At 37.1% G+C, this 19,221-nt stretch carries 17 protein-coding genes and 1 riboswitch; of the genes, 14 read left to right on the forward strand and 3 right to left on the reverse strand.

From position 1 onward, the window contains the following. Positions 1-123: 123 nt before the first annotated feature. The 8 genes from ACFSUL_RS02830 to ACFSUL_RS02865 all read left to right on the forward strand — a co-directional run bounded on the left by ACFSUL_RS02830 (position 124) and on the right by ACFSUL_RS02865 (position 7,881). Positions 124-984 (forward strand): carbohydrate ABC transporter permease, encoded by an 861-nt coding sequence (locus ACFSUL_RS02830; protein WP_377932502.1) that lies wholly within the window; start codon positions 124-126, stop codon positions 982-984. Further along, on the forward strand, positions 984-1,805 hold the full coding sequence (locus tag ACFSUL_RS02835; RefSeq protein ID WP_071414229.1) for a carbohydrate ABC transporter permease: 822 nt from the start codon (positions 984-986) through the stop codon (positions 1,803-1,805). The genes ACFSUL_RS02830 and ACFSUL_RS02835 overlap by 1 nt, the downstream gene beginning before the upstream one ends. Positions 1,806-1,882: 77 nt before the next feature. Then, the gene (locus ACFSUL_RS02840; RefSeq protein WP_377932505.1) at positions 1,883-2,917 is read left to right on the forward strand and encodes a LacI family DNA-binding transcriptional regulator; all 1,035 of its coding nucleotides are present in this window, start codon (positions 1,883-1,885) and stop codon (positions 2,915-2,917) included. 79 nt (positions 2,918-2,996) lie between these two features. Continuing rightward, positions 2,997-3,725 carry a ThuA domain-containing protein gene (locus ACFSUL_RS02845; RefSeq protein WP_377932507.1) on the forward strand — a complete coding sequence of 243 codons (729 nt, stop codon included), beginning with the start codon at positions 2,997-2,999 and terminating at the stop codon, positions 3,723-3,725. A 204-nt stretch (positions 3,726-3,929) separates the two neighbouring features. Beyond that, positions 3,930-4,958, forward strand: a complete 1,029-nt coding sequence (locus ACFSUL_RS02850; RefSeq protein ID WP_377932509.1) for a Gfo/Idh/MocA family protein — start codon at positions 3,930-3,932, stop codon at positions 4,956-4,958. Positions 4,959-4,967: 9 nt separating this feature from the next. Next, the gene (locus ACFSUL_RS02855; RefSeq protein WP_377932511.1) at positions 4,968-6,011 is read left to right on the forward strand and encodes a Gfo/Idh/MocA family protein; all 1,044 of its coding nucleotides are present in this window, start codon (positions 4,968-4,970) and stop codon (positions 6,009-6,011) included. Between the two features lie 17 nt (positions 6,012-6,028). Continuing rightward, entirely contained in the window at positions 6,029-6,997 is a 969-nt protein-coding gene (locus ACFSUL_RS02860) for a sugar phosphate isomerase/epimerase family protein (protein WP_377932554.1), read from the forward strand. 200 nt (positions 6,998-7,197) lie between these two features. Further along, positions 7,198-7,881, forward strand: coding sequence for a YesL family protein (locus tag ACFSUL_RS02865; protein ID WP_377932513.1), 684 nt, complete (start codon positions 7,198-7,200; stop codon positions 7,879-7,881). A gap of 102 nt (positions 7,882-7,983) precedes the next feature. Here the strand turns inward: ACFSUL_RS02865 and ACFSUL_RS02870 are convergent, their stop codons facing one another. After that, the gene (locus tag ACFSUL_RS02870; RefSeq protein ID WP_377932515.1) at positions 7,984-9,219 is read right to left on the reverse strand and encodes an MFS transporter; all 1,236 of its coding nucleotides are present in this window, start codon (positions 9,217-9,219) and stop codon (positions 7,984-7,986) included. Positions 9,220-9,447: 228 nt separating this feature from the next. Then, positions 9,448-9,532, forward strand: a riboswitch (cyclic di-GMP riboswitch). A 587-nt stretch (positions 9,533-10,119) separates the two neighbouring features. On the opposite strand from ACFSUL_RS02870, the gene ACFSUL_RS02875 reads away from it, so the two are divergent. From ACFSUL_RS02875 to ACFSUL_RS02895, 5 genes are all read left to right on the forward strand, one after another. Beyond that, positions 10,120-11,178 carry a methyl-accepting chemotaxis protein gene (locus tag ACFSUL_RS02875; protein WP_377932556.1) on the forward strand — a complete coding sequence of 353 codons (1,059 nt, stop codon included), beginning with the start codon at positions 10,120-10,122 and terminating at the stop codon, positions 11,176-11,178. 181 nt (positions 11,179-11,359) lie between these two features. Then, the gene (locus ACFSUL_RS02880; RefSeq protein ID WP_377932517.1) at positions 11,360-11,635 is read left to right on the forward strand and encodes a GNAT family N-acetyltransferase; all 276 of its coding nucleotides are present in this window, start codon (positions 11,360-11,362) and stop codon (positions 11,633-11,635) included. A gap of 200 nt (positions 11,636-11,835) precedes the next feature. Beyond that, positions 11,836-13,278 (forward strand): DEAD/DEAH box helicase, encoded by a 1,443-nt coding sequence (locus tag ACFSUL_RS02885; protein WP_377932519.1) that lies wholly within the window; start codon positions 11,836-11,838, stop codon positions 13,276-13,278. Positions 13,279-13,506: 228 nt separating this feature from the next. Beyond that, positions 13,507-15,027 carry an aldehyde dehydrogenase gene (gene adh / locus ACFSUL_RS02890; RefSeq protein WP_377932521.1) on the forward strand — a complete coding sequence of 507 codons (1,521 nt, stop codon included), beginning with the start codon at positions 13,507-13,509 and terminating at the stop codon, positions 15,025-15,027. A gap of 26 nt (positions 15,028-15,053) precedes the next feature. Then, positions 15,054-15,410 (forward strand): DUF779 domain-containing protein, encoded by a 357-nt coding sequence (locus ACFSUL_RS02895; protein WP_071414239.1) that lies wholly within the window; start codon positions 15,054-15,056, stop codon positions 15,408-15,410. Between the two features lie 375 nt (positions 15,411-15,785). Here the strand turns inward: ACFSUL_RS02895 and ACFSUL_RS02900 are convergent, their stop codons facing one another. After that, positions 15,786-17,162: a class II fumarate hydratase gene (locus ACFSUL_RS02900; protein WP_377932524.1), complete on the reverse strand. Its 1,377-nt coding sequence runs from the start codon at positions 17,160-17,162 to the stop codon at positions 15,786-15,788. 242 nt (positions 17,163-17,404) lie between these two features. Further along, positions 17,405-17,539, reverse strand: a complete 135-nt coding sequence (locus tag ACFSUL_RS02905) for a hypothetical protein (RefSeq protein WP_377932526.1) — start codon at positions 17,537-17,539, stop codon at positions 17,405-17,407. Positions 17,540-18,005: 466 nt separating this feature from the next. On the opposite strand from ACFSUL_RS02905, the gene ACFSUL_RS02910 reads away from it, so the two are divergent. Then, complete coding sequence (locus ACFSUL_RS02910; RefSeq protein WP_377932528.1) at positions 18,006-19,034, forward strand: fatty acid desaturase; 1,029 nt, start codon at positions 18,006-18,008, stop codon at positions 19,032-19,034. Positions 19,035-19,221 lie beyond the last annotated feature (187 nt).

The following is a 19,221-nucleotide window of genomic DNA, read 5'->3' on the forward strand; positions in this document are numbered from 1 at the left end:
AATGCAATATGTTTCGTTAGCTATTTTAGAAAAATGATCTTTCAGGTGCGTTACAGAATAGATCAGACTTTATTATAAATTTTCGGCAGTTTTTGTCGGAAAATGTATTGGGGGGAGTTTCTAATGAGAAATAAAGATGTTTCATTTTGGTTGTTTTTAACACCGGTTCTTTTAGGGTTAGGTCTTGTCGTCATTATTCCGTTACTCTATGGCTTTATTTATTCCTTTACAAACTGGAATGGTCTTGCTGCTACAGAGTTTCTCGGTCTTACTAACTATATTGATTTGTTCAAGGAAGCTGAGTTTAGGGATTCCATATGGTTTACGATTAAATTCTCCGTCGTTTCAGTTATCATCATCAACTTCCTAGGTTTAGGGTTGGCCATACTTGTAACAAGAGGCATGAAAACGAGTAACTTTTTAAGAACCATTTTCTTTATGCCTAACTTAATTGGAGGACTTATTCTAGGTTTCATTTGGCAGTTCATTTTTGTAAGCGCTTTTGATGGTATTGGGAACTTGCTAGGAATTGAAGCCTTACAAGGTTGGTTATCGACAACTGAAACTGGTTTCTGGGGACTTGTTATTTTAACATCTTGGCAATGGGCTGGATATATTATGATCATCTATATTGCCTATTTAGAGAATATTCCAAAAGACTTGCTAGAAGCAGCGGAAATTGATGGAGCAAGTAGCTTCCAACGTTTCAAAAATATCATTTTCCCACTTGTTGCACCGGCATTTACGGTTAGTATGTTCTTGACAATTTCTCACTGTTTTAAAATTTACGATCAAAACTTGTCATTAACAGCTGGTGGACCATTTAACTCTACACAAATGGTAGCAATGGAAATTTATAAAACAGCCTTTAATGAAAACCAAATGGCTTTAGCACAATCAAAGGGGATTATTTTCCTAGCTCTGGTAGCGATTATCTCCTTAACAAATGTTTATTACAATAAAAAACGGGAGGTCGACATGTAATGGAAAAAAAGAAAAAGAATAAGTTATTACTTGAAATTTTCGGCCTTATCCTTGCGTTAGTATGGCTATCCCCGTTTTATTTAATGATTGTCAATGCCTTTAAAACAAAGAGAGGGATCTTCTCGGATGTCCTCGGGTTACCAGAAGAAATGACGTTTGATAACTTTACAGAAGCGTTTATTGAGTTAGACTTTTTACAATCACTTTTTAACTCCTTGCTGATTTCGATTCTAAGTGTAGGGGTCATCATCCTATTTTCTTCGATGGCCGGTTATGCGTTAGCTCGAAATAAAAGTAAGCTAAGTGGATTTGTGTTTTTCCTCTTTGTTGGTGCGATGTTAATTCCGTTCCAATCTGTTATGATTCCACTCGTTTCGCTTTTCGGGAACTTTGAAATGTTGAATCGTGTAGGACTAGTCTTTATGTACTTAGGGTTTGGAAGCAGTCTTTCCATCTTCTTATACCATGGTGCGATGACTGGAATTTCAAAATCACTAGATGAAGCGGCGATTATCGATGGTGCAAATAAGTTCCAAGTATTCTGGCATATTATTTTCCCGCTGTTAAAGCCAATTTCTGTTACAGTTGGGATTCTAAATGTTATTTGGATTTGGAATGACTTCCTATTACCTTCCCTTGTATTAGGAGACGAAAGCGCTGCGACAATTCCATTGAAAATGTTCTTTTTCTTTGGACAGTTTACAAAGCAATGGCATTTAGCATTAGCTGGATTAACGATCGCTATTATTCCGGTAATTATCGCTTACTTCTTTGCTCAAAAGCAAATTATTAAAGGGGTTTCGGAAGGTGCTGTTAAATAATACGATTAACTGAGAATTAGAGGGAAAAGAAAGAAAATGGGAACCCCTAATTTCATTGAATAAGGAAGAGGATGCGAATGGCAATCACAATTAAAGATGTTGCAAAACAGGCAGGTGTAGCTCCTTCTACGGTTTCCCGTGTCATATCGGATAGTCCACATATAAGTGAAAAAACGAAGCGGAAAGTTCGTAAAATCATGGAGGACATGGGCTACCATCTTAATCTGAATGCTCGAACCCTTGTCCAGCAGTCGACGCAGACAATTGGAATTGTCATGAAAAACTCGACAAGCCAATCGATGCTTAATCCTTTTTTTCCTGAAGTATTAAGTGGAATTAGTGCCTTATGCCATAAACAAGATTACAGCATTTGTCTGACAACGGGAGAAACAGAGGAAGAGATTTTTCAAGATACAGTAAAAATGGTACAAGGAAAAAAAGTGGATGGCATTATTGTTATGTACTCTAAAAAAGATGATAAAGTCGTTCCATTCTTGCAAAAGCAGGGAATTCCTTTTGTCGTAATCGGCAAACCGGTATTCGAATCAAATAAAATGATGTATGTAGATAATGATAATTTTCAAGCAGCAAAAGAAGCGACTGATTATATTATAAATCTAGGTCATCAAAAAATTGGATTTATCGGTGGAGATCCAAGGTTCGAAGTTACCCAAGCACGATTAAGCGGTTTTCATCAATCGGTAAGAGAAAATGACTTACTCGTGACAGATGATTATATAAAGCATTTTCAATTTGATAGGGAGCAAGGCGAACGAGTGGTTAGCGAACTATTGACTACACTAGAACGCCCAACGGCACTGGTCGTTACAGATGATTACAATGCATTTATTGTGCTGTCAGCTTTAAAAGAGAGGAACATTCATGTTCCAGAAGATATCAGTATTATTACTTTTAATAACACGGTGATGTCTAGGTTGTCGACGCCACCATTAACATCGGTTAATATCCAAAGTTTTCAGTTGGGATATGAATCAGCTCAATGTGTAATAGAGTTCATCAAAGATCCGAGTATGATGAAAAAAAGTGTCATCATTCCAACGATTATTGAAGAAAGAGATTCTTGTTCTGAGGCAGATAAAACGAGTGTTTAATAGAAAATGGGGAAATATTTTTTTAAATGTTTGTGCAAACGTTTTCGTTAAATTAAAACAATAAAAGGAGAATATCAAAATGAATGTACTAGTATGGAATGAAAACCGTCATGAAAAAACAAATCCAGTGGTAGCAGAAAATTATCCAAAAGGGATTCATGGAGCAATTGCAGAATTTTTACAAGAAGATGAAATTAATGTGAAAACAGCAACATTAGATGAGGCAGACCATGGTTTAACAGACGAAGTTTTAGCAGAAACAGATGTATTAGTTTGGTGGGGACATAAAGCACACGGTGAAGTGAGAGATGAAATCGTTGAAAAGGTACAAAAACGTGTTCTAGAAGGTATGGGATTAGTTGTCTTGCATTCAGGACATTTCTCTAAAATTTTCAAAAAGTTAATGGGTACAACATGCGATTTAAAATGGCGTGAAGCGGATGAAAAAGAACGTCTTTGGGTGGTAGATCCAACGCATCCGATTGCAGAAGGACTTGGACAGTATATTGAATTAGAGAAGGAAGAAATGTATGGGGAACATTTTGATATTCCAACACCAGACGAACTAATTTTCATTAGTTGGTTCGAAGGTGGGGAAGTATTCCGCAGTGGTTGTACGTACAAACGTGGGAAAGGGAAAATTTTCTACTTCCGACCAGGACATGAAACGTATAAAACGTATTACAACCCAGAAATCCAACGTGTTATTAAAAATGGTGTGAACTGGGCAAAACCTACGAACAGTGCAACACCTGTATATGGGAATGCACAACCATTAGAAAAAATCTCAGAAAAAGCGAATGTTTAAAGATAAAGGCTGTTCTCTAGAAGAGTATTGTTTTTAACAATAAAAATATAGAGTGGATTGGAGCGGAGTCTAGTGCCCGCAGCGGAAAGGAACGACCCGTCCATTTACCACAACAACAAACTTTACGAAAATAGCCAAGATAAATGATAAAAGAGGGGGCGCGTTACCCTCTCTTTACCCTACTTATAAAAGGAGAGATAAATTATGTCAACATTAAAAGTAGCTGTTATTGGGTGCGGAAGCATTGCAAGGCACCGTCATTTGGTAGAATATAATGCTCATGCTGGAGTCGAAATTACAGCAGTATGTGATATTGTCGGCGAACGTGCTAATGAAATGGCCGAAAAATACAATTCAAGAAGCTATACAAGTTATGAAGAATTATTAGCAAATGAAAGTGTAGATGCTGTAAGTGTTTGTCTTCCTAATGCACTTCACGCACCAGTTTCAATTGCTGCATTAAATGCTGGGTGTCATGTACTATGTGAAAAGCCAATGGCAACGTCAAGAGAAGAAGCGAAAGAAATGATTGAAGCAGCAGAGAAAAATAACAAGAAATTAATGATTGCGCACAATCAACGATTCGTTTCTTCACATGTTAAAGCGAGAAAGCTAATTGAGTCTGGAGAGGTCGGGAAGATTTATAGCTTTAGAACAGCATTTGGACACGGTGGACCAGAGGGTTGGAGTGTTGATGGAAAAGAAAGCTGGTTCTTTAAAAAAGATGAAGCGTTTATTGGTGCAATGGGGGATTTAGGCGTACATAAAGCCGATCTGCTTCGTTATTTATTAGGCGAGGAATTTGTGGAAGTTGCTGGCTTTGTGGAAACAAGCGCAAAAGAAGGCACAGATGTTGATGATAATGCTGTTTGTGTATTAAAAACGGAAAGTGGCACAATTGGCACATTAGCTGCTAGCTGGTCTTACACAGCAAAAGAGGACAATTCAACGATTATTTATGGAGAAAATGCAATCTTACGCTTAGAAGATGATCCTGATTATTCTTTAGTTGTTCAATATAAAAATGGTGAAATCGTGAAATATGAATTAGGACAAATCCAGTCTAATGATGATGGGGGACAAAAAAATACACATGTCATTGAAAACTTTGTTCAATCGATTGTTGATGATACAGTGCCTCCTATTAGTGGGGAAGAAGGAAAGAAATCATTAGAAGTTATTTTAGCGGCATTAGAATCTAGTGAATCGAAACAAATTACATCAGTGAAGTAAGGTGATTTCATGAGTAAATTACGAATGGGAATTATCGGGGTAGGTGGGATTGCTCAAGGTAGACATATCCCAGTATTTTTAGAACTAAAAGACAAAGTAACGATTAACGCGGTTAGTGATTTGAATCAAGAACGAGCGCAAGAAGTAGCGGAAAAGTATGAAATTAAACATGTTTTTTCTGACTATAAACATATGTTTAAGGAAGTCGATGCTGTTACCATTTGTACGCCAAACAAGTTTCATACGGAAATAGCTGTTGCTGCGTTAGAAGCTGGTGTTCACGTTTTATGTGAAAAGCCAATGGCAATTACAACCGAAGAATGTGAAGCAATGATTGCAGCATCTAAAAAGGCAAATAAAGTTTTATCGATTGCTTATCATTATCGTCATATGAAACAATCTCGAGCGGCGAAGCAAGCAATATTAGATGGAGAAGTAGGCGATCCGTTAGTAACAAGAGTACAAGCGCTAAGACGTCGGAAAGTTCCTGGTTGGGGTGTATTCACAAACAAAGAACTGCAAGGTGGGGGCAGTTTAATTGATTATGGATGCCACCTACTTGACTTATCACTATGGTTATTAGGTGACCCAGAGCCTGTAGAGGTCGTTGGGAAGGCGTATAATCGTTTGAGCAAAATCCCAAATCAGGTAAATGAATGGGGATCTTTTGATCATGAGTCGTTCGAGGTAGATGATCATGTAACAAGCTATATTACGTTTGATAATGGTGTATCTCTTTTATTCGAATGCTCTTGGTCTGCTAATATAAAAGAAGATAAAGAACATTTAAGTATTTCTGGAGTAAACGGAGGAATTAATGTATTTCCTTTTGAACTTTACCAAGCAAAGAATGGAATGCTTCTGAATACAGACGCTCCATCTATTGTAGGAGAAGACAATCCAGGAATTCCGCAAGCGGAGAACTTTATTAATGCTTGTCTTGGTAAGGATGAATTAGTCGTAAAACCAGAGGAAGCATTAAAAGTTACTAAAATTATAGAGGCAATTTACAAAAGTAGCGAATCAGGAAAGAAAGTGCAGTTAACAAATTAGGATGGAGGGCGATGACTTTGAAACTAGGAGTATTTACTGTTTTATTTTCAGGAAAAACATTGGAAGAGATGCTTGATCACGTACAAGCTTCTGGATTGAAAGCAGTGGAAATTGGTACAGGAGGATATCCTGGTAATGCCCACTGTAATGTAGATGAATTACTAGAGAGCGAAGAAAAGCGAAAAGAGTTTATGAAAAAAGTAGATTCCCGTGGTTTAACGATTAGTGCGTTCAGTTGCCATGGAAACCCACTTTCACCTGACGAACAATTCGCGAAAGAGTCTCATGATATCTTTGTGAAAACAGTGAAGCTTGCTGGACTACTAGATGTACCGGTAGTGAATACTTTTTCCGGAATTCCTGGTGACCAGGAAGGAGCGAAATATCCTAACTGGCCTGTAACACCTTGGCCAAATGAGTATTCCGACCTTGTAAAATGGCAATGGGAAGAAAAACTTATCCCTTATTGGAAAGAACAAGGACAATTAGCGAAGGATCATGGCGTGAAAATAGGGCTAGAACTTCATGCAGGTTTCCTTGTTCATACTCCGTATACGATGCTCAAGTTACGCGAAGCGACTTGTGATGCAATTGGTGCTAATCTTGACCCTAGTCACTTGTGGTGGCAAGGAATTGACCCTGTTGCAGCTATTAAAATTCTAGGTAAGGAAAATGCAATTCATCATTTCCATGCAAAAGATACGTATATCGATCAAGAAAATGTTAATATGTATGGCCTAACAGATATGCAGCCATATTCTAATGTACAAACTCGTGCTTGGACATTCCGTTCTGTAGGGTACGGTCATGGTGTTCAAGAATGGTCGAATATCGTTAGTGCTTTGCGAACATATGGATACGATCATGTAATAAGCATTGAACATGAAGATCCAATTATGTCGATTGACGAAGGTTTCAGTCGTGCCGTTAAAAACTTACAAAGTGTGATTATCGAAGAAGCTCCATCTGATATGTGGTGGGCGTAAGTAACGATGTAAAAGTAATAATTCCCCTTCAGGCAACTTGTGTTAAAGTGATTAGACACATATACTTGAAGGGGTTTTCTATTATTAAAATGTTCTATTCCTATCTATAGATAAAAACAAAGGAAGGAAAAACTTTTTAAAACGATTAGAACTACAATGAAGAAAGAGTTCCTTGTACTAGTTTAAAGGAGGAGAATAGCTTGAAAGGAAAGACCGATATGATGGGTGGCTTGTATCGCATATGCGAATGGATTATGAGGTTTTCAGTAATCAATTTATTATGGTTTGCCTTCAATATTCCAATTGCCTACATCGTGCTTAATATATTTTTTATAAACGAAATAGAAAACATGGTCCTTTTCCTTATTCCGCTCACCATTTTGCTACCAGTGCTGTTTTTCCCTGCAACGACTGCTATGTTTGCTTCTGCAAGGGATTGGGTGATGAAGGAAGAGAACACTTCTATTAGGGAATATTGGAAGTATTATAAAGAAAACTACAAAAAGAGCCTCTTTGGTGGACTGATCTTAACAGGGATATGGGCAATTTGGGCAGTAGACTACTATTATTTTAGTAGAGAAAATATCATCATTATGTTTGCGTTTCTTATAATGGGAATTATTTTATTTGTTTTTACAATCAACTTCTTTTCTGTTATATCTCATTATCACTTAAAACTACTAGCTGCATTAAAAAATACGCTCATTATTACCATCGGAAGCCCTGTATTATTTTTTACAATCCTCATAAGTAGTGGAATAATTCTATACATGACCTTAAACGTATTTCCACTTTTATTTCCATTTTTCACCGGATCACTTGTAGCCTATTTATCATTCTCTGCGTTTTATCGCTTCTATTTAAAGCTAACTGCAAGTTCCTGACTTTGCATACGTTAACACGTTAGAGTGATGAGGGACGGACCTCTAAAAAAGACGAAAGCATGTAGAACACCATGCTTTCGTCTTTTTTATTAACCAATTAATTCACAACGCATTTTCCGAACTTTTAAATGATTGTGGAGCTCGTTCTGGATGACGGTGCATCGATATATACAATACAATTCCACTGATAAGTAATAAACCGCTAGTAACATAAAATACGGAAGAAAATCCGTAGTATCCGGCTACCATACCACCCATTACCGGCCCAATGATATTTCCTAAAAATCGTAGACTAGTATTGTATCCAAGTACTTCTCCTTGTATGGAAACAGGTGCTTCCTGGCGAATATACGCGATTCTGACTGGGATAATTCCACCGATAGAAATCCCAAGAAGGAAGCGGATAATAACAAGCTGCCAAATATTTGTTACAAACGCACCAGGGAGGTAGACGATTGCAGCCATAAATAAAAGAAACACAAGAATCTTTACATAACCGAAGCGATCGGCAATTTTTCCCCATTGCCTTGCCATTAGTAAATTCCCAAGACCTGCAGCAGAAAAAGCAACTCCAGAGAAAAAGGCAAGACTTTCAGCACCGTGTAGTTCACTAACATATAAAGACAAAATCGGCTGAATGCTAAAGTGTGCCATCTGAATAAGTGTGGAAATAAGAAGTACTGTAAGTAGCACTGGATTTCGAACAATAAGTTTTATCACATCCATACTGGAATAGTTTGTATTCTCATCCTTTTTTGTATCCACTTTGTATTCTTTCGTTGCAATAACGAGTAAAGCAGAAATGAGAATAGCAATGGAAGTCCATTTAAAGGTGGTTGAATAACCTAGAGAATCTGCTAAAAGTCCCCCAAGTAACGGTCCCATTAGTGAACCAGTGATACTACCTGTTTGCAACGTTCCAAGGACGCGTCCAGCTATCTCCTTTGGTGTTTGTGTCGAAATAAATGCTTGAGACATAGAAATAAACCCTGTAAAAACTCCCATAAATAATCTCAGCATAAATAATTCCCAAACAGAGTGAACAACACCCATTAAGAAAATGGAAACACCCAAACCGATTCCGGAAAAAATAAGAATTTTCTTCCTACCGATTCGGTCCCCAATTCTTCCCCAAATAGGAGAGAAAAGGAAAGCTGTTACAAAGGTAATGGCAAATGTCCATCCTGACCATTGCTGTACATATTGCTCTGAAAAATTCCCCAATGTTTCAATGTATAAAGAAATAAACGGAAGTACCATTGTCATGCTTCCGCCAACGAAGAAGTTGGCAAACCACATAATAACTAAGTTGCGCTTCGCGACTTGTTGCTGATTCATAAATAAAACACTTCTTTCTCCGAAAAAGTATTTCGGTTCCCTAAATAAGAGTATAGCGAATTTTTTAAGGGATATGAACTAAAATTAATTTATTTAGGAAAAAAGAGGTGTTATGTATTTGAAGTAAGTTTTTTAAAGAGGAATGCATTCCTGATTTAACACTAGTATTAGTAAACTCACAATTTACTAACACTTCGTAAAATGGTAAAATAATCCTAGTGAAATTGATGAAGATAAAGGCAAACCCGGTCGAAAGTTGGGGACGCAAAGCCATGGGTCTAAGGTCGACGACTAGGACAGCCAGGCTACCGAAAAAATACTGGTTAGTTCTTCGGCTACGCTTTTTTAAGTGTGGCCTTTTCTGCTTTAAAGTGAAAAGGAGGAATTCAAAATTATATAAAATTTAAATAAGGGGTGACGGTAATGATTAATAGAAAAAACAAATTAATGCTTGTAACTTCATTAGGAGTAGTCATTTTATCAATTGTTTTTCATGTATTAGGTCGGGTATTTCACTTGTTTGACCGCGATGGACATATGGAGGGGATGGTGACATCGAAGCAAATAGAAATGGAATTTGGTATTTGGTTAAATCTACTATTATTGATACCAATTGTTCTACTTTTAGTAAGTTCTTTTATTTACAGAAAAAAACAAGATCATCCAATCATACCATTGTTACTTACGTTGGTTCTAACGTTCGGAAGTATTTCGCTTATTTCAGGTGGAAGTGGACGTATTGCACTTCATTTTTCAATTTTTATGGTGGTAGCGGCCCTTGCCTATTATGAAAATAGGAAATTAGTATACGTTATGGCTAGTATTTTTGCTGTCCAGCATTTGGTAGGATTCTTTTGGTTACCAGAAATAGTCTATGGTGCCGAAAGTATCGCACTAAGTATGTTAATCATTCACGCTCTTTTTCTTGTTCTGACTTCAGCGGCCACTAGCTGGCAAATTCATTCCAGCCAAAAAATTAAAGCAGCATTAGAAGCTACCAAGTTGGAGCAGAGAAAAACAATAATAGAAGATATTACATATAAAATTTCCGATATTTCTAGTCAAATAATTAATACAGTACAATTGATTAACGATAAGGCAAATGACACTTCAAAACTAAACAATCAGCTTGACGTGACCTTTAAGCAAGTGGCTGCAGGTGCTGAAACGCAATTGAAAAGTGTGGAAAGTAATGCACAGGTTATCCAAGAAATTTCAAAAGGTATTGAAGCTTCGACAAAGGCATCTTTTGATGTTTCGACAGAATCGGAAAAGTCAGCCCGTAACGCAGAAAAAGGGAATGAATATGTTAATAAACTGTTGAAGAACATGGAAGAAGTGAATGGAACAGCGGAAGAATCTCATCAAACAGTAAAACTTCTACAAAAACAAAGTCAGGAAATAACAAAAATTTTAGAGGTCATTACCAATATTTCTGATCAAACAAATCTGTTAGCTCTTAATGCGGCTATTGAAGCTGCTCGTGCAGGGGAGCATGGAAAAGGGTTCGCAGTAGTTGCGGATGAGGTACGAAATTTAGCGGAACAATCTTCTGAATCAGCGAAACAAATTAGGGAAATCATAGACCAAATTTTAGATAACACAACGAATTCGGTAGTAAGTATGGAACAGGTTAGAGATGGCGTTGGAACGGGACTCAATATCGCAAAAGAAACAAGCGAGATTTTCAGCCGAATTAAGGAACAGGCAAACGTGTCAGCTAGACAAATTTCCGAAATATCAGTATCTAACAAACAATTGTCTTCAAGTTTCCTAAAAGTAAATGAATCGGTAAATGAGGTGGAAAAAATTGCGAATGAATCTGTTGGAAGCATTAATCAGATGAACCAGTCTTCCGAAAAACAACTTGATGCTGTGTTAGAAATAAAAGAGGTTGCAGAATTACTAGAAAAATCTGCAGGGGAACTGGAGAGTATTATGAAGGTGATGGTGGAGTAGCGTCTTTCTCTTGAATAGTATATTTATTTTGATGGAAGAGGTAAAAATCTTCTAATATGAACGTTTTGAATAAAGGACTGAAAATTCATAACATATATTGTTATAATAAAATTACATATAGTATTACTGTAGCGAACTTACAGCAAGCATTAATATTTTATAATAGGAGAGGAGAAAAGAAATGGTGGAAATAAAAAAAGGCAACGACAAGTTTTACGTAGGCGATAACCAAGAGAATCCACTGGCTGAAATTCATTTTATAAAAAACGGAGAGACATTAACGGTAGACCACACATTTGTTTCAGACGAACTTCGTGGTCAAGGGGTTGCAGGGAAGTTGGTAAAAAGAATTGCCGATTTTGCTCGTGAAGAAAACATGAAAATCAATCCTGAGTGTACATATGCTAAGAAGAAGCTAGAAGGCAGTGAGGACTATCAAGATATTCTTTCTAAATAGTAATTTGTGGCAGTAGGACTTCTCTTTTGGAGAGGTCCTTTTTTAGGCTTTATTACATTTATTGAAGTAGATTCTAAGGTGAAAAAGTACAAGCATTGAAATCTGTTAATAAGGATTCAAGACTTTTCGACGTATAATGTAGAAGGTATATTGGAAAAACAGTATTGAGCAAGGCAAATAAAAACAAAAGAGGGAACAAAATGAGTGAAAATAGTTTCAGTGATTATAGATTAAGTAAAGAAATTGTAAGAGCATTGGAGATTCTCGAGTATAAAAATCCTACGAAGGTACAGCAGGAAGTCATACCAGTGGCATTGGAAAAAAAGGACATAGTAGTAAAATCTCAGACGGGAAGCGGAAAAACGGCAGCATTTGCTATCCCAATTTGTGAAAGTATTGAATGGGAAGAAAATAAACCACAAGCGTTAGTATTAACACCAACACGCGAGCTTGCAGTTCAAGTGAAAGAAGACTTTACAAATATTGGAAGGTTCAAGCGGATAAAAGCAACAGCTATTTACGGAAAATCACCTTTTGCCAGACAAAAGGCGGAATTAAAGCAAAAGAGCCACGTAGTTGTCGGAACACCTGGACGCGTGTTAGATCATATGGAAAAAGGGACATTCCGTTTAGAACGGTTAGAGTATCTTATTATTGACGAAGCGGATGAGATGTTAAATATGGGGTTTATCGAACAAGTTGAGGCAATTATTAAGCATCTCCCAACAGATCGGGTTACAATGCTATTTTCAGCTACCTTACCTAAAGATATCAAGAATCTTAGTGGCAACTATATGAAGAATCCCGTAAATCTTGAGATTAAAGCTGCTGGAATTACAACGGATAGAATTCAGCATGCTCTAATAGAAGTGCAAGAGGGCAATAAATTTTCTCTATTGAAAGATGTTTTGGTCGTAGAGAATCCAGATAGTTGCATTATTTTTTGCCGAACACAAGAGAATGTCAACGAGGTCCTCGATAAATTAGATGACCTTGATTATCCTTGTGACAAAATTCATGGTGGCATGGTACAAGAGGATCGCTTTGAGGTTATGGATGATTTTAGAAGAGGAGAATTCCGTTATCTAGTTGCGACAGATGTTGCGGCAAGAGGAATTGACATTGAGAATATTACTCATGTTATCAATTATGATCTTCCGCTTGAAAAAGAGAGCTATGTTCATCGTACGGGAAGAACAGGAAGAGCCGGAAATAGTGGCAAGGCTATCACGTTTATCTCTCCATATGAAAAGAAATACTTAACGGACATTGAAGAGTATCTAGGCTTTGAAATCCCACAAATCGATGCCCCTTCACAAGAGGAAGTATCAAAGGGGAGAGCTGAGTTTGAAGAAAAAGTTAACGAGCAACCACGCTTAAAAAAAGATAAGAGTGAACACTTGAACAAGGATATTATGAAGTTGTATTTTAATGGCGGTAAGAAAAAGAAAATTCGAGCGGTTGATTTTGTCGGAACGATTGCCAAAATTGATGGGGTAACAGCTGGTGATATTGGGATCATTACAATACAAGAAAATGTATCATATGTAGAAATACTAAACGGCAAAGGTCCACTCGTTTTACAGGTAATGAAAAATACAACGATAAAAGGAAAGCAATTGAAGGTTCATAAAGCGAAATAATTTTAAGTACTTGTTCCCTATCGTATTAATTTTTTAATGTGATAGGGACAGGCACTTAAATATTTTGACTTTTTTAATTTATTTGATAATATTAATCTATAAGACAATCATGAAGTTTTATGCATATTTAGCAAAATGAAAACGTATACATGTTATGTAGTCCTCATGGCTTTAGACATCATAAGAAATCTATTTTTTATATCTAATGAATAAGAGGAGGAATTTGGAGTGGCATACGCATTTCCGAACACAGAAGGATCAAAGGTACAATTTAAGGAGCGTTATGAGAATTTTATCAATGGGGAGTGGACAGCACCTGTTAAGGGTGAGTATTTTGATAATGTAACGCCTGTAACAGGGAAACCTTTCTGCCAGGTTGCACGTTCTACGAAGGAAGATATTGAACTTGCACTTGATGCTGCACATGCAGCGAAAGCTTCGTGGGGGAAAACATCCGTTACAGAGCGCGCAAATATTTTAAATAAAATTGCCGATCGTATTGAAGAAAACTTAGAGATGCTTGCTGTTGCCGAAACATGGGAAAATGGGAAGGCAGTTCGGGAAACGTTAAATGCGGATTTACCGCTTGCTATCGATCATTTCCGCTATTTTGCTGGAGCGATTCGTGCCCAAGAAGGTTCTATCGGACAAATTGATAACGATACCGTTGCCTATCATTTTCATGAGCCGATCGGAGTTGTTGGTCAAATTATTCCATGGAACTTCCCAATTTTAATGGGGGTATGGAAGTTAGCACCAGCTCTTGCAGCAGGAAACTGTGTTGTATTAAAACCAGCAGAACAAACACCCGCGAGTATTCTCGTTTTGGTAGAATTGATCCAAGATTTATTGCCAAAAGGTGTTCTGAATGTTGTAAATGGATTTGGAGTAGAAGCAGGAAAACCACTTGCATCTAATCCACGAGTAAATAAAGTGGCATTTACAGGGGAGACAACAACAGGGCGTCTTATCATGCAATATGCTTCACAAAATCTCATTCCAGTAACACTAGAATTAGGTGGAAAATCACCAAATATTTTCTTTGAAGATGTAATGGATGAAGACGATGAATTTTTAGATAAAGCAATTGAAGGTTTTGTTATGTTTGCTCTTAACCAAGGGGAAGTATGTACATGTCCGTCAAGAGCTCTCGTTCACGAATCGATTTACGACCGCTTCATTGAAAAAGCAATCGAGCGAATTAAAGCAATTAAAGTAGGTAATCCATTAGATCCAAACGTGATGATGGGGGCACAAGCATCTAATGAGCAAATGGAAAAAATTCTTTCCTATCTTGATATTGGAAAACAAGAAGGGGCAGAATGCCTAGTTGGAGGAGCACGTAATACACTTGAAGGTGAGTTAGCAGGTGGTTACTATGTCCAACCAACTGTCTTCAAGGGAGATAACAAAATGCGTATTTTCCAAGAAGAGATTTTCGGACCTGTTCTATCCGTTACAACGTTTAAAACAGAAGAAGAAGCGCTTGAAATTGCTAATGATACGCTATACGGATTAGGTGCTGGTGTGTGGTCTCGTAATATGAACACAGCGTATCGCTTCGGACGTGAAATTGAAGCAGGACGTGTCTGGACAAATTGTTATCACCAATATCCTGCACACGCAGCATTTGGAGGCTACAAAATGTCTGGTGTCGGACGTGAGAACCATAAAATGATGCTTGATCATTATCAGCAGACAAAGAATTTGCTTGTAAGCTACAGTCCTCAAAAATTAGGATTCTTTTAAAATTATAGTAGAAAGGTAGATGTAAAATGGTAGAACGCGTCACAGCGACAGAAGCGACATTATCGATGATTGAGTTTTTAAAAGACAAACATGGTCCCATCATGTTTCATCAATCAGGTGGCTGCTGTGATGGCAGTTCACCAATGTGCTACGAAGATGGTGACTTACTGATTGGTGATCAAGATGTATTGCTTGGAGAGATTGGTGGATGTCCTTTCTATATACACCAAAAACAGTATGACTACTGGAAGCATACACAACTGATCATTGACGTTGTAGAAGGACGAGGCGGAATGTTTTCATTAGAAGGTGTAGAAGGAAAAAGATTTCTCACTCGTTCCCGTGCTTTTACAGAAGCGGAAAGAAAAGAGTTGCAGCAATAAAGTGAAACTTTAATCAGTGGAGGTTTTTTCATCTCCACTGATTATTAGTTGAACCAATTGTGCTTTTACGGGCACCTACTCTTTTTCGGTTCTCTCAAATCCTTAAGGTGGAAGACAGTCCATTAACGAGGGGTACAATGAATAATTTATTAATGGCTGCTCTCTATTGCTAGGTACTTAGAGCAGCCCACTTTTGTTCGCGAAAATTTAGAAGTACGCCCTTATCATTTGCCTTAAGCTTATAAAGGCTTATTCAATGAGTAAACTAACTTCAGGTTGGTCACAAGCCTTCTTGTAATCCGGTCTTCCGCAAACGAGCAACATCTGTGGAAGGGTTAGTGCTTGTTTTTAACATGGAGAGATGATCAATAATAGTTAAACCATTCCTCTCGGGTCAATGGCTTTATTAATTTCTTCTGTTAGTAACCCTTTTTCTAGAAGTACTTGCTTTAAGGTTTTATTTTCTTCATCTGCTTTCATCCCGATCTGTGAAGCAATGTCGTACCCCATTTTTGAACTTAAACCGGTAACTAAAGAGAGACTCTCTTCCATCCACTTTTTGCATATTTCATCATTTGATTGAATCCCACTAATACACTTTGTTACAAGAGTTTGAATCGCATTTGTCAGCAAGTCAATAGAATGAAGAAATGTATGAGCAATTACTGGCATCATCACATTAATTTCTAATTGACTCGCCATCCCGGCAGTCGCGATTGCTGTTTCATAGCCGATAATTTGGCAGCAGACCATATGCGTCATTTCTAAAATAGCGGGATTTACCTTCCCAGGCATAATCGTCGAACCAGGTTGAACAGAGGGAAGCGTGATTTCCGCTAACCCTGTTCTCGGACCAGAGCTAAGTAGACGCAAATCACTAGTGATTTTGATTAGGTGAATTGCAAGTTCTTTTAGTGTTAGCATACAGCGTATGGGCTCACTCATATTTTGCATAAACGCAAAGATATTCCCAGGCTGACGAAAAGGTAAGTTTGTACGGTTACAAACCTCTTGAATGACTTTTGGTGTATAGTCAGGTTGTAAATCGACTTTCGTTCCGATTGCATTTCCCCCTAAACCGATTTCATACAATGCATCTAGTTTCGCTTCCATTTGCTGATAGACAGTATGGATAGTTTCAGCAAAACCTGAAAATTCTTGTCCCAACCGAATCGGAACGGCGTCGTGTAAATGAGTACGTCCTGATTTTAATACAGGCATAAACTGATCTGCTTTTTTTTGAAGCTCTTGTTGTAATTGTGATAGGGCGGGAAGTAGCCTTTGACTAATAGTTTCTACAGCGGCAATATTTAGAGCTGACGGAAATGTATCATTTGTTGATTGTGACATGTTTACATGATCATTCGGATGGATTCGCTGAGAACCACCTATTATTTCTGAAGCACGATTCGCAATAACCTCATTGGCATTCATATTTTGTGATGTACCGGCTCCTGCTTGGTATACATCAACAACAAAATGCTCATCCCAAATTCCTTCCGTTACTTCTTCAGACGCTTTTATGATAGCCTTTCCCATTTCAGGGGAAAGTGTACCTAATTCCATATTCGCAGTTGCGGCTGAGGCTTTAATAATCCCTTGGGCTTTAATAAACGACCGGGGTAGTCGTATTCCACTTATTTGAAAATTTTCCACAGCCCGTTGAGTTTGAGAACCGTAATAGGCTGATGAAGGAATCATTATGTTACCTAACGGGTCATTTTCCATTCGATAGTTGTTGGAAGAATTCATTTTTCTCTCCTTCTAATTAGTGACGTAGATCTATGTATGAAATCCTGTTTGCTAGTGTTTCCATTGTGGCTTGTAATAAACAAGGTTTAGATAGTAAGAGTGGTTTAGATACATAGAGGGGAAAAGGATATATACCAAAATGGAACTTAATTATGAGATAATCCTGTTTTTATAATGGATAGATAGTGAGGATATACAAAAATTCGAGCAAGCTAACACCACTCTTGCTCGAATTAATAATATTATTTCTCGCTACCTTCCTGTGCCATGGATTTTATGGTGTTATTTTGAGAAATAATAACGCTACTAAAAACGGTAGTAATAATAATATTAAGAATGGAAAAGAAAATAAGTGAAGCAAAAGTTTCTGGACGCATATGAGACCTCCCATCAATTGTTAAGTATAGTATTTGATGGATAAAAAAGTTTATTCAATAAAAGTTTTAATGGTTCGGTAGGACGTTCTTTCTAAAAGCAACGTTATATTTTAATATTCTGGACCATTAAAATCATCTTTTTTATAAGGTTTCCTTATGAAATTGCCTCATAGTAAACAACTAGTAACGTGAACTTCTAATTGAAAAAGTTTAAATAAAATTGCCTATTCTTAATATAAATTCGCAAATAAGAGAATAATAAAAGAGTCAATATTGCATAAATACCTGTGCAATATTGACTCTTTTATTATTGTAGATAGAGTTATTTGATTATAAGCTCTTACTCTTTGCGGAAACATGATATTTATCATGTTTTGTACATGACATGTATGTCTGCAAGGATTAATTCTTCTTTTTTATAATTAGTGTAACAGATAGATATACGAGGAAAGGATATGGATAATAAATGACTAAGCAAAAGCAAAATACACTGAGAAAGCAAATTTCCCCCTATGAAAAATCTAATACACGAGATAGTATCATTCAGCTAATCACTACTTTTGTGCCTTTTATTATATCGTGGGTTCTTGCTTACCAAAGCCTTTCGATTTCGTATTTGCTTACATTAGCATTTACGATTGTAGGAGCGGGACTTTTAACAAGGATATTCATTATATTCCATGATTGCTGCCATTATTCTTTCTTTAAAAATCGCAAAGCGAATAAAATTCTTGGAACCATTACAGGAATATTAACGTTATTCCCTTATAATCAATGGCAGTATAGCCATTCTGTCCATCACGCAACTAGTAGTAACTTGGATAAGCGTGGTACAGGAGATATATGGATGATGACAGTACGGGAATACATGGAGGCATCATTTTGGTTGCGATTATCCTATCGACTATACCGAAATCCTTTTGTAATGCTTGTTTTAGGCCCAATCTACGCGTTTCTTATTATGAATCGTTTTAATAGGAAAGGTGCTAAAAAGAAAGAACGTATTAATACATATATTACGAATATATCGATAGCTGGTTTGGTAACGTTACTTTGTTATACGATTGGATGGGAAGCATTTCTTTTAGTACAAGGTCCAATTTTTCTAATTTCAGGCTCTGTTGGTGTATGGTTATTTTACGTGCAACATACATTTGAGGATTCTTACTTTGAGGAAAATAAAGACTGGGAATATGTGAAGGCTGCGGTAGAGGGAAGCTCCTTCTATAAGCTGCCAAAACTCCTTCAATGGTTTACAGGAAACATCGGTTTTCACCACGTACACCATTTAAGCCCAAGAGTACCTAACTACAAATTAGAGGAAGCCCATAATCAAACTGATCCATTGCAACATGTACCAACTATCACATTAGCAACAAGCTTACGTTCACTAAAGTTCCGCCTTTGGGATGAAAAAGGAAAAAAATTTGTAGGGTTTAACCATATTCGATCATTATCTAAAACAAAGAATGTTACCGCCGAGACAAAATTTTAATTTGCATTTGCCTCTCCTACTTGCCAATTTAAAACTAATTTAGTTTCTGGTAAGTAAGAGGGGAATAAAAATGATACTATAATAATAAGAATTTTGATAAGGTGAAACGTCAATCAGTGGGGGCTTCCATCCCCCGTTAATGCGCGATAAAATGAAAGCATTCTTTATATTAACTATTTCAGGTGAA

It is taken from the genome of Bacillus seohaeanensis (assembly GCF_042684945.1).
Classification (GTDB): Bacteria; Bacillota; Bacilli; order Bacillales; family Bacillaceae_B; genus Rossellomorea; species Rossellomorea seohaeanensis.

Coding starts and splice junctions, on each gene's coding strand:
- ACFSUL_RS02880 (WP_377932517.1), top strand. CDS start 11,360: ATGGTGGAAATAAAAAAAGGCAACGACAAGTTTTACGTAGGCGATAAC.
- ACFSUL_RS02870 (WP_377932515.1), bottom strand. CDS start 9,219: ATGAATCAGCAACAAGTCGCGAAGCGCAACTTAGTTATTATGTGGTTT.
- ACFSUL_RS02910 (WP_377932528.1), top strand. CDS start 18,006: ATGACTAAGCAAAAGCAAAATACACTGAGAAAGCAAATTTCCCCCTAT.
- ACFSUL_RS02830 (WP_377932502.1), top strand. CDS start 124: ATGAGAAATAAAGATGTTTCATTTTGGTTGTTTTTAACACCGGTTCTT.
- ACFSUL_RS02900 (WP_377932524.1), bottom strand. CDS start 17,162: ATGAATTCTTCCAACAACTATCGAATGGAAAATGACCCGTTAGGTAAC.
- ACFSUL_RS02875 (WP_377932556.1), top strand. CDS start 10,120: ATGTTAATCATTCACGCTCTTTTTCTTGTTCTGACTTCAGCGGCCACT.
- ACFSUL_RS02845 (WP_377932507.1), top strand. CDS start 2,997: ATGAATGTACTAGTATGGAATGAAAACCGTCATGAAAAAACAAATCCA.
- ACFSUL_RS02885 (WP_377932519.1), top strand. CDS start 11,836: ATGAGTGAAAATAGTTTCAGTGATTATAGATTAAGTAAAGAAATTGTA.
- ACFSUL_RS02850 (WP_377932509.1), top strand. CDS start 3,930: ATGTCAACATTAAAAGTAGCTGTTATTGGGTGCGGAAGCATTGCAAGG.
- ACFSUL_RS02905 (WP_377932526.1), bottom strand. CDS start 17,539: ATGCGTCCAGAAACTTTTGCTTCACTTATTTTCTTTTCCATTCTTAAT.
- ACFSUL_RS02895 (WP_071414239.1), top strand. CDS start 15,054: ATGGTAGAACGCGTCACAGCGACAGAAGCGACATTATCGATGATTGAG.
- ACFSUL_RS02855 (WP_377932511.1), top strand. CDS start 4,968: ATGAGTAAATTACGAATGGGAATTATCGGGGTAGGTGGGATTGCTCAA.
- ACFSUL_RS02840 (WP_377932505.1), top strand. CDS start 1,883: ATGGCAATCACAATTAAAGATGTTGCAAAACAGGCAGGTGTAGCTCCT.
- ACFSUL_RS02835 (WP_071414229.1), top strand. CDS start 984: ATGGAAAAAAAGAAAAAGAATAAGTTATTACTTGAAATTTTCGGCCTT.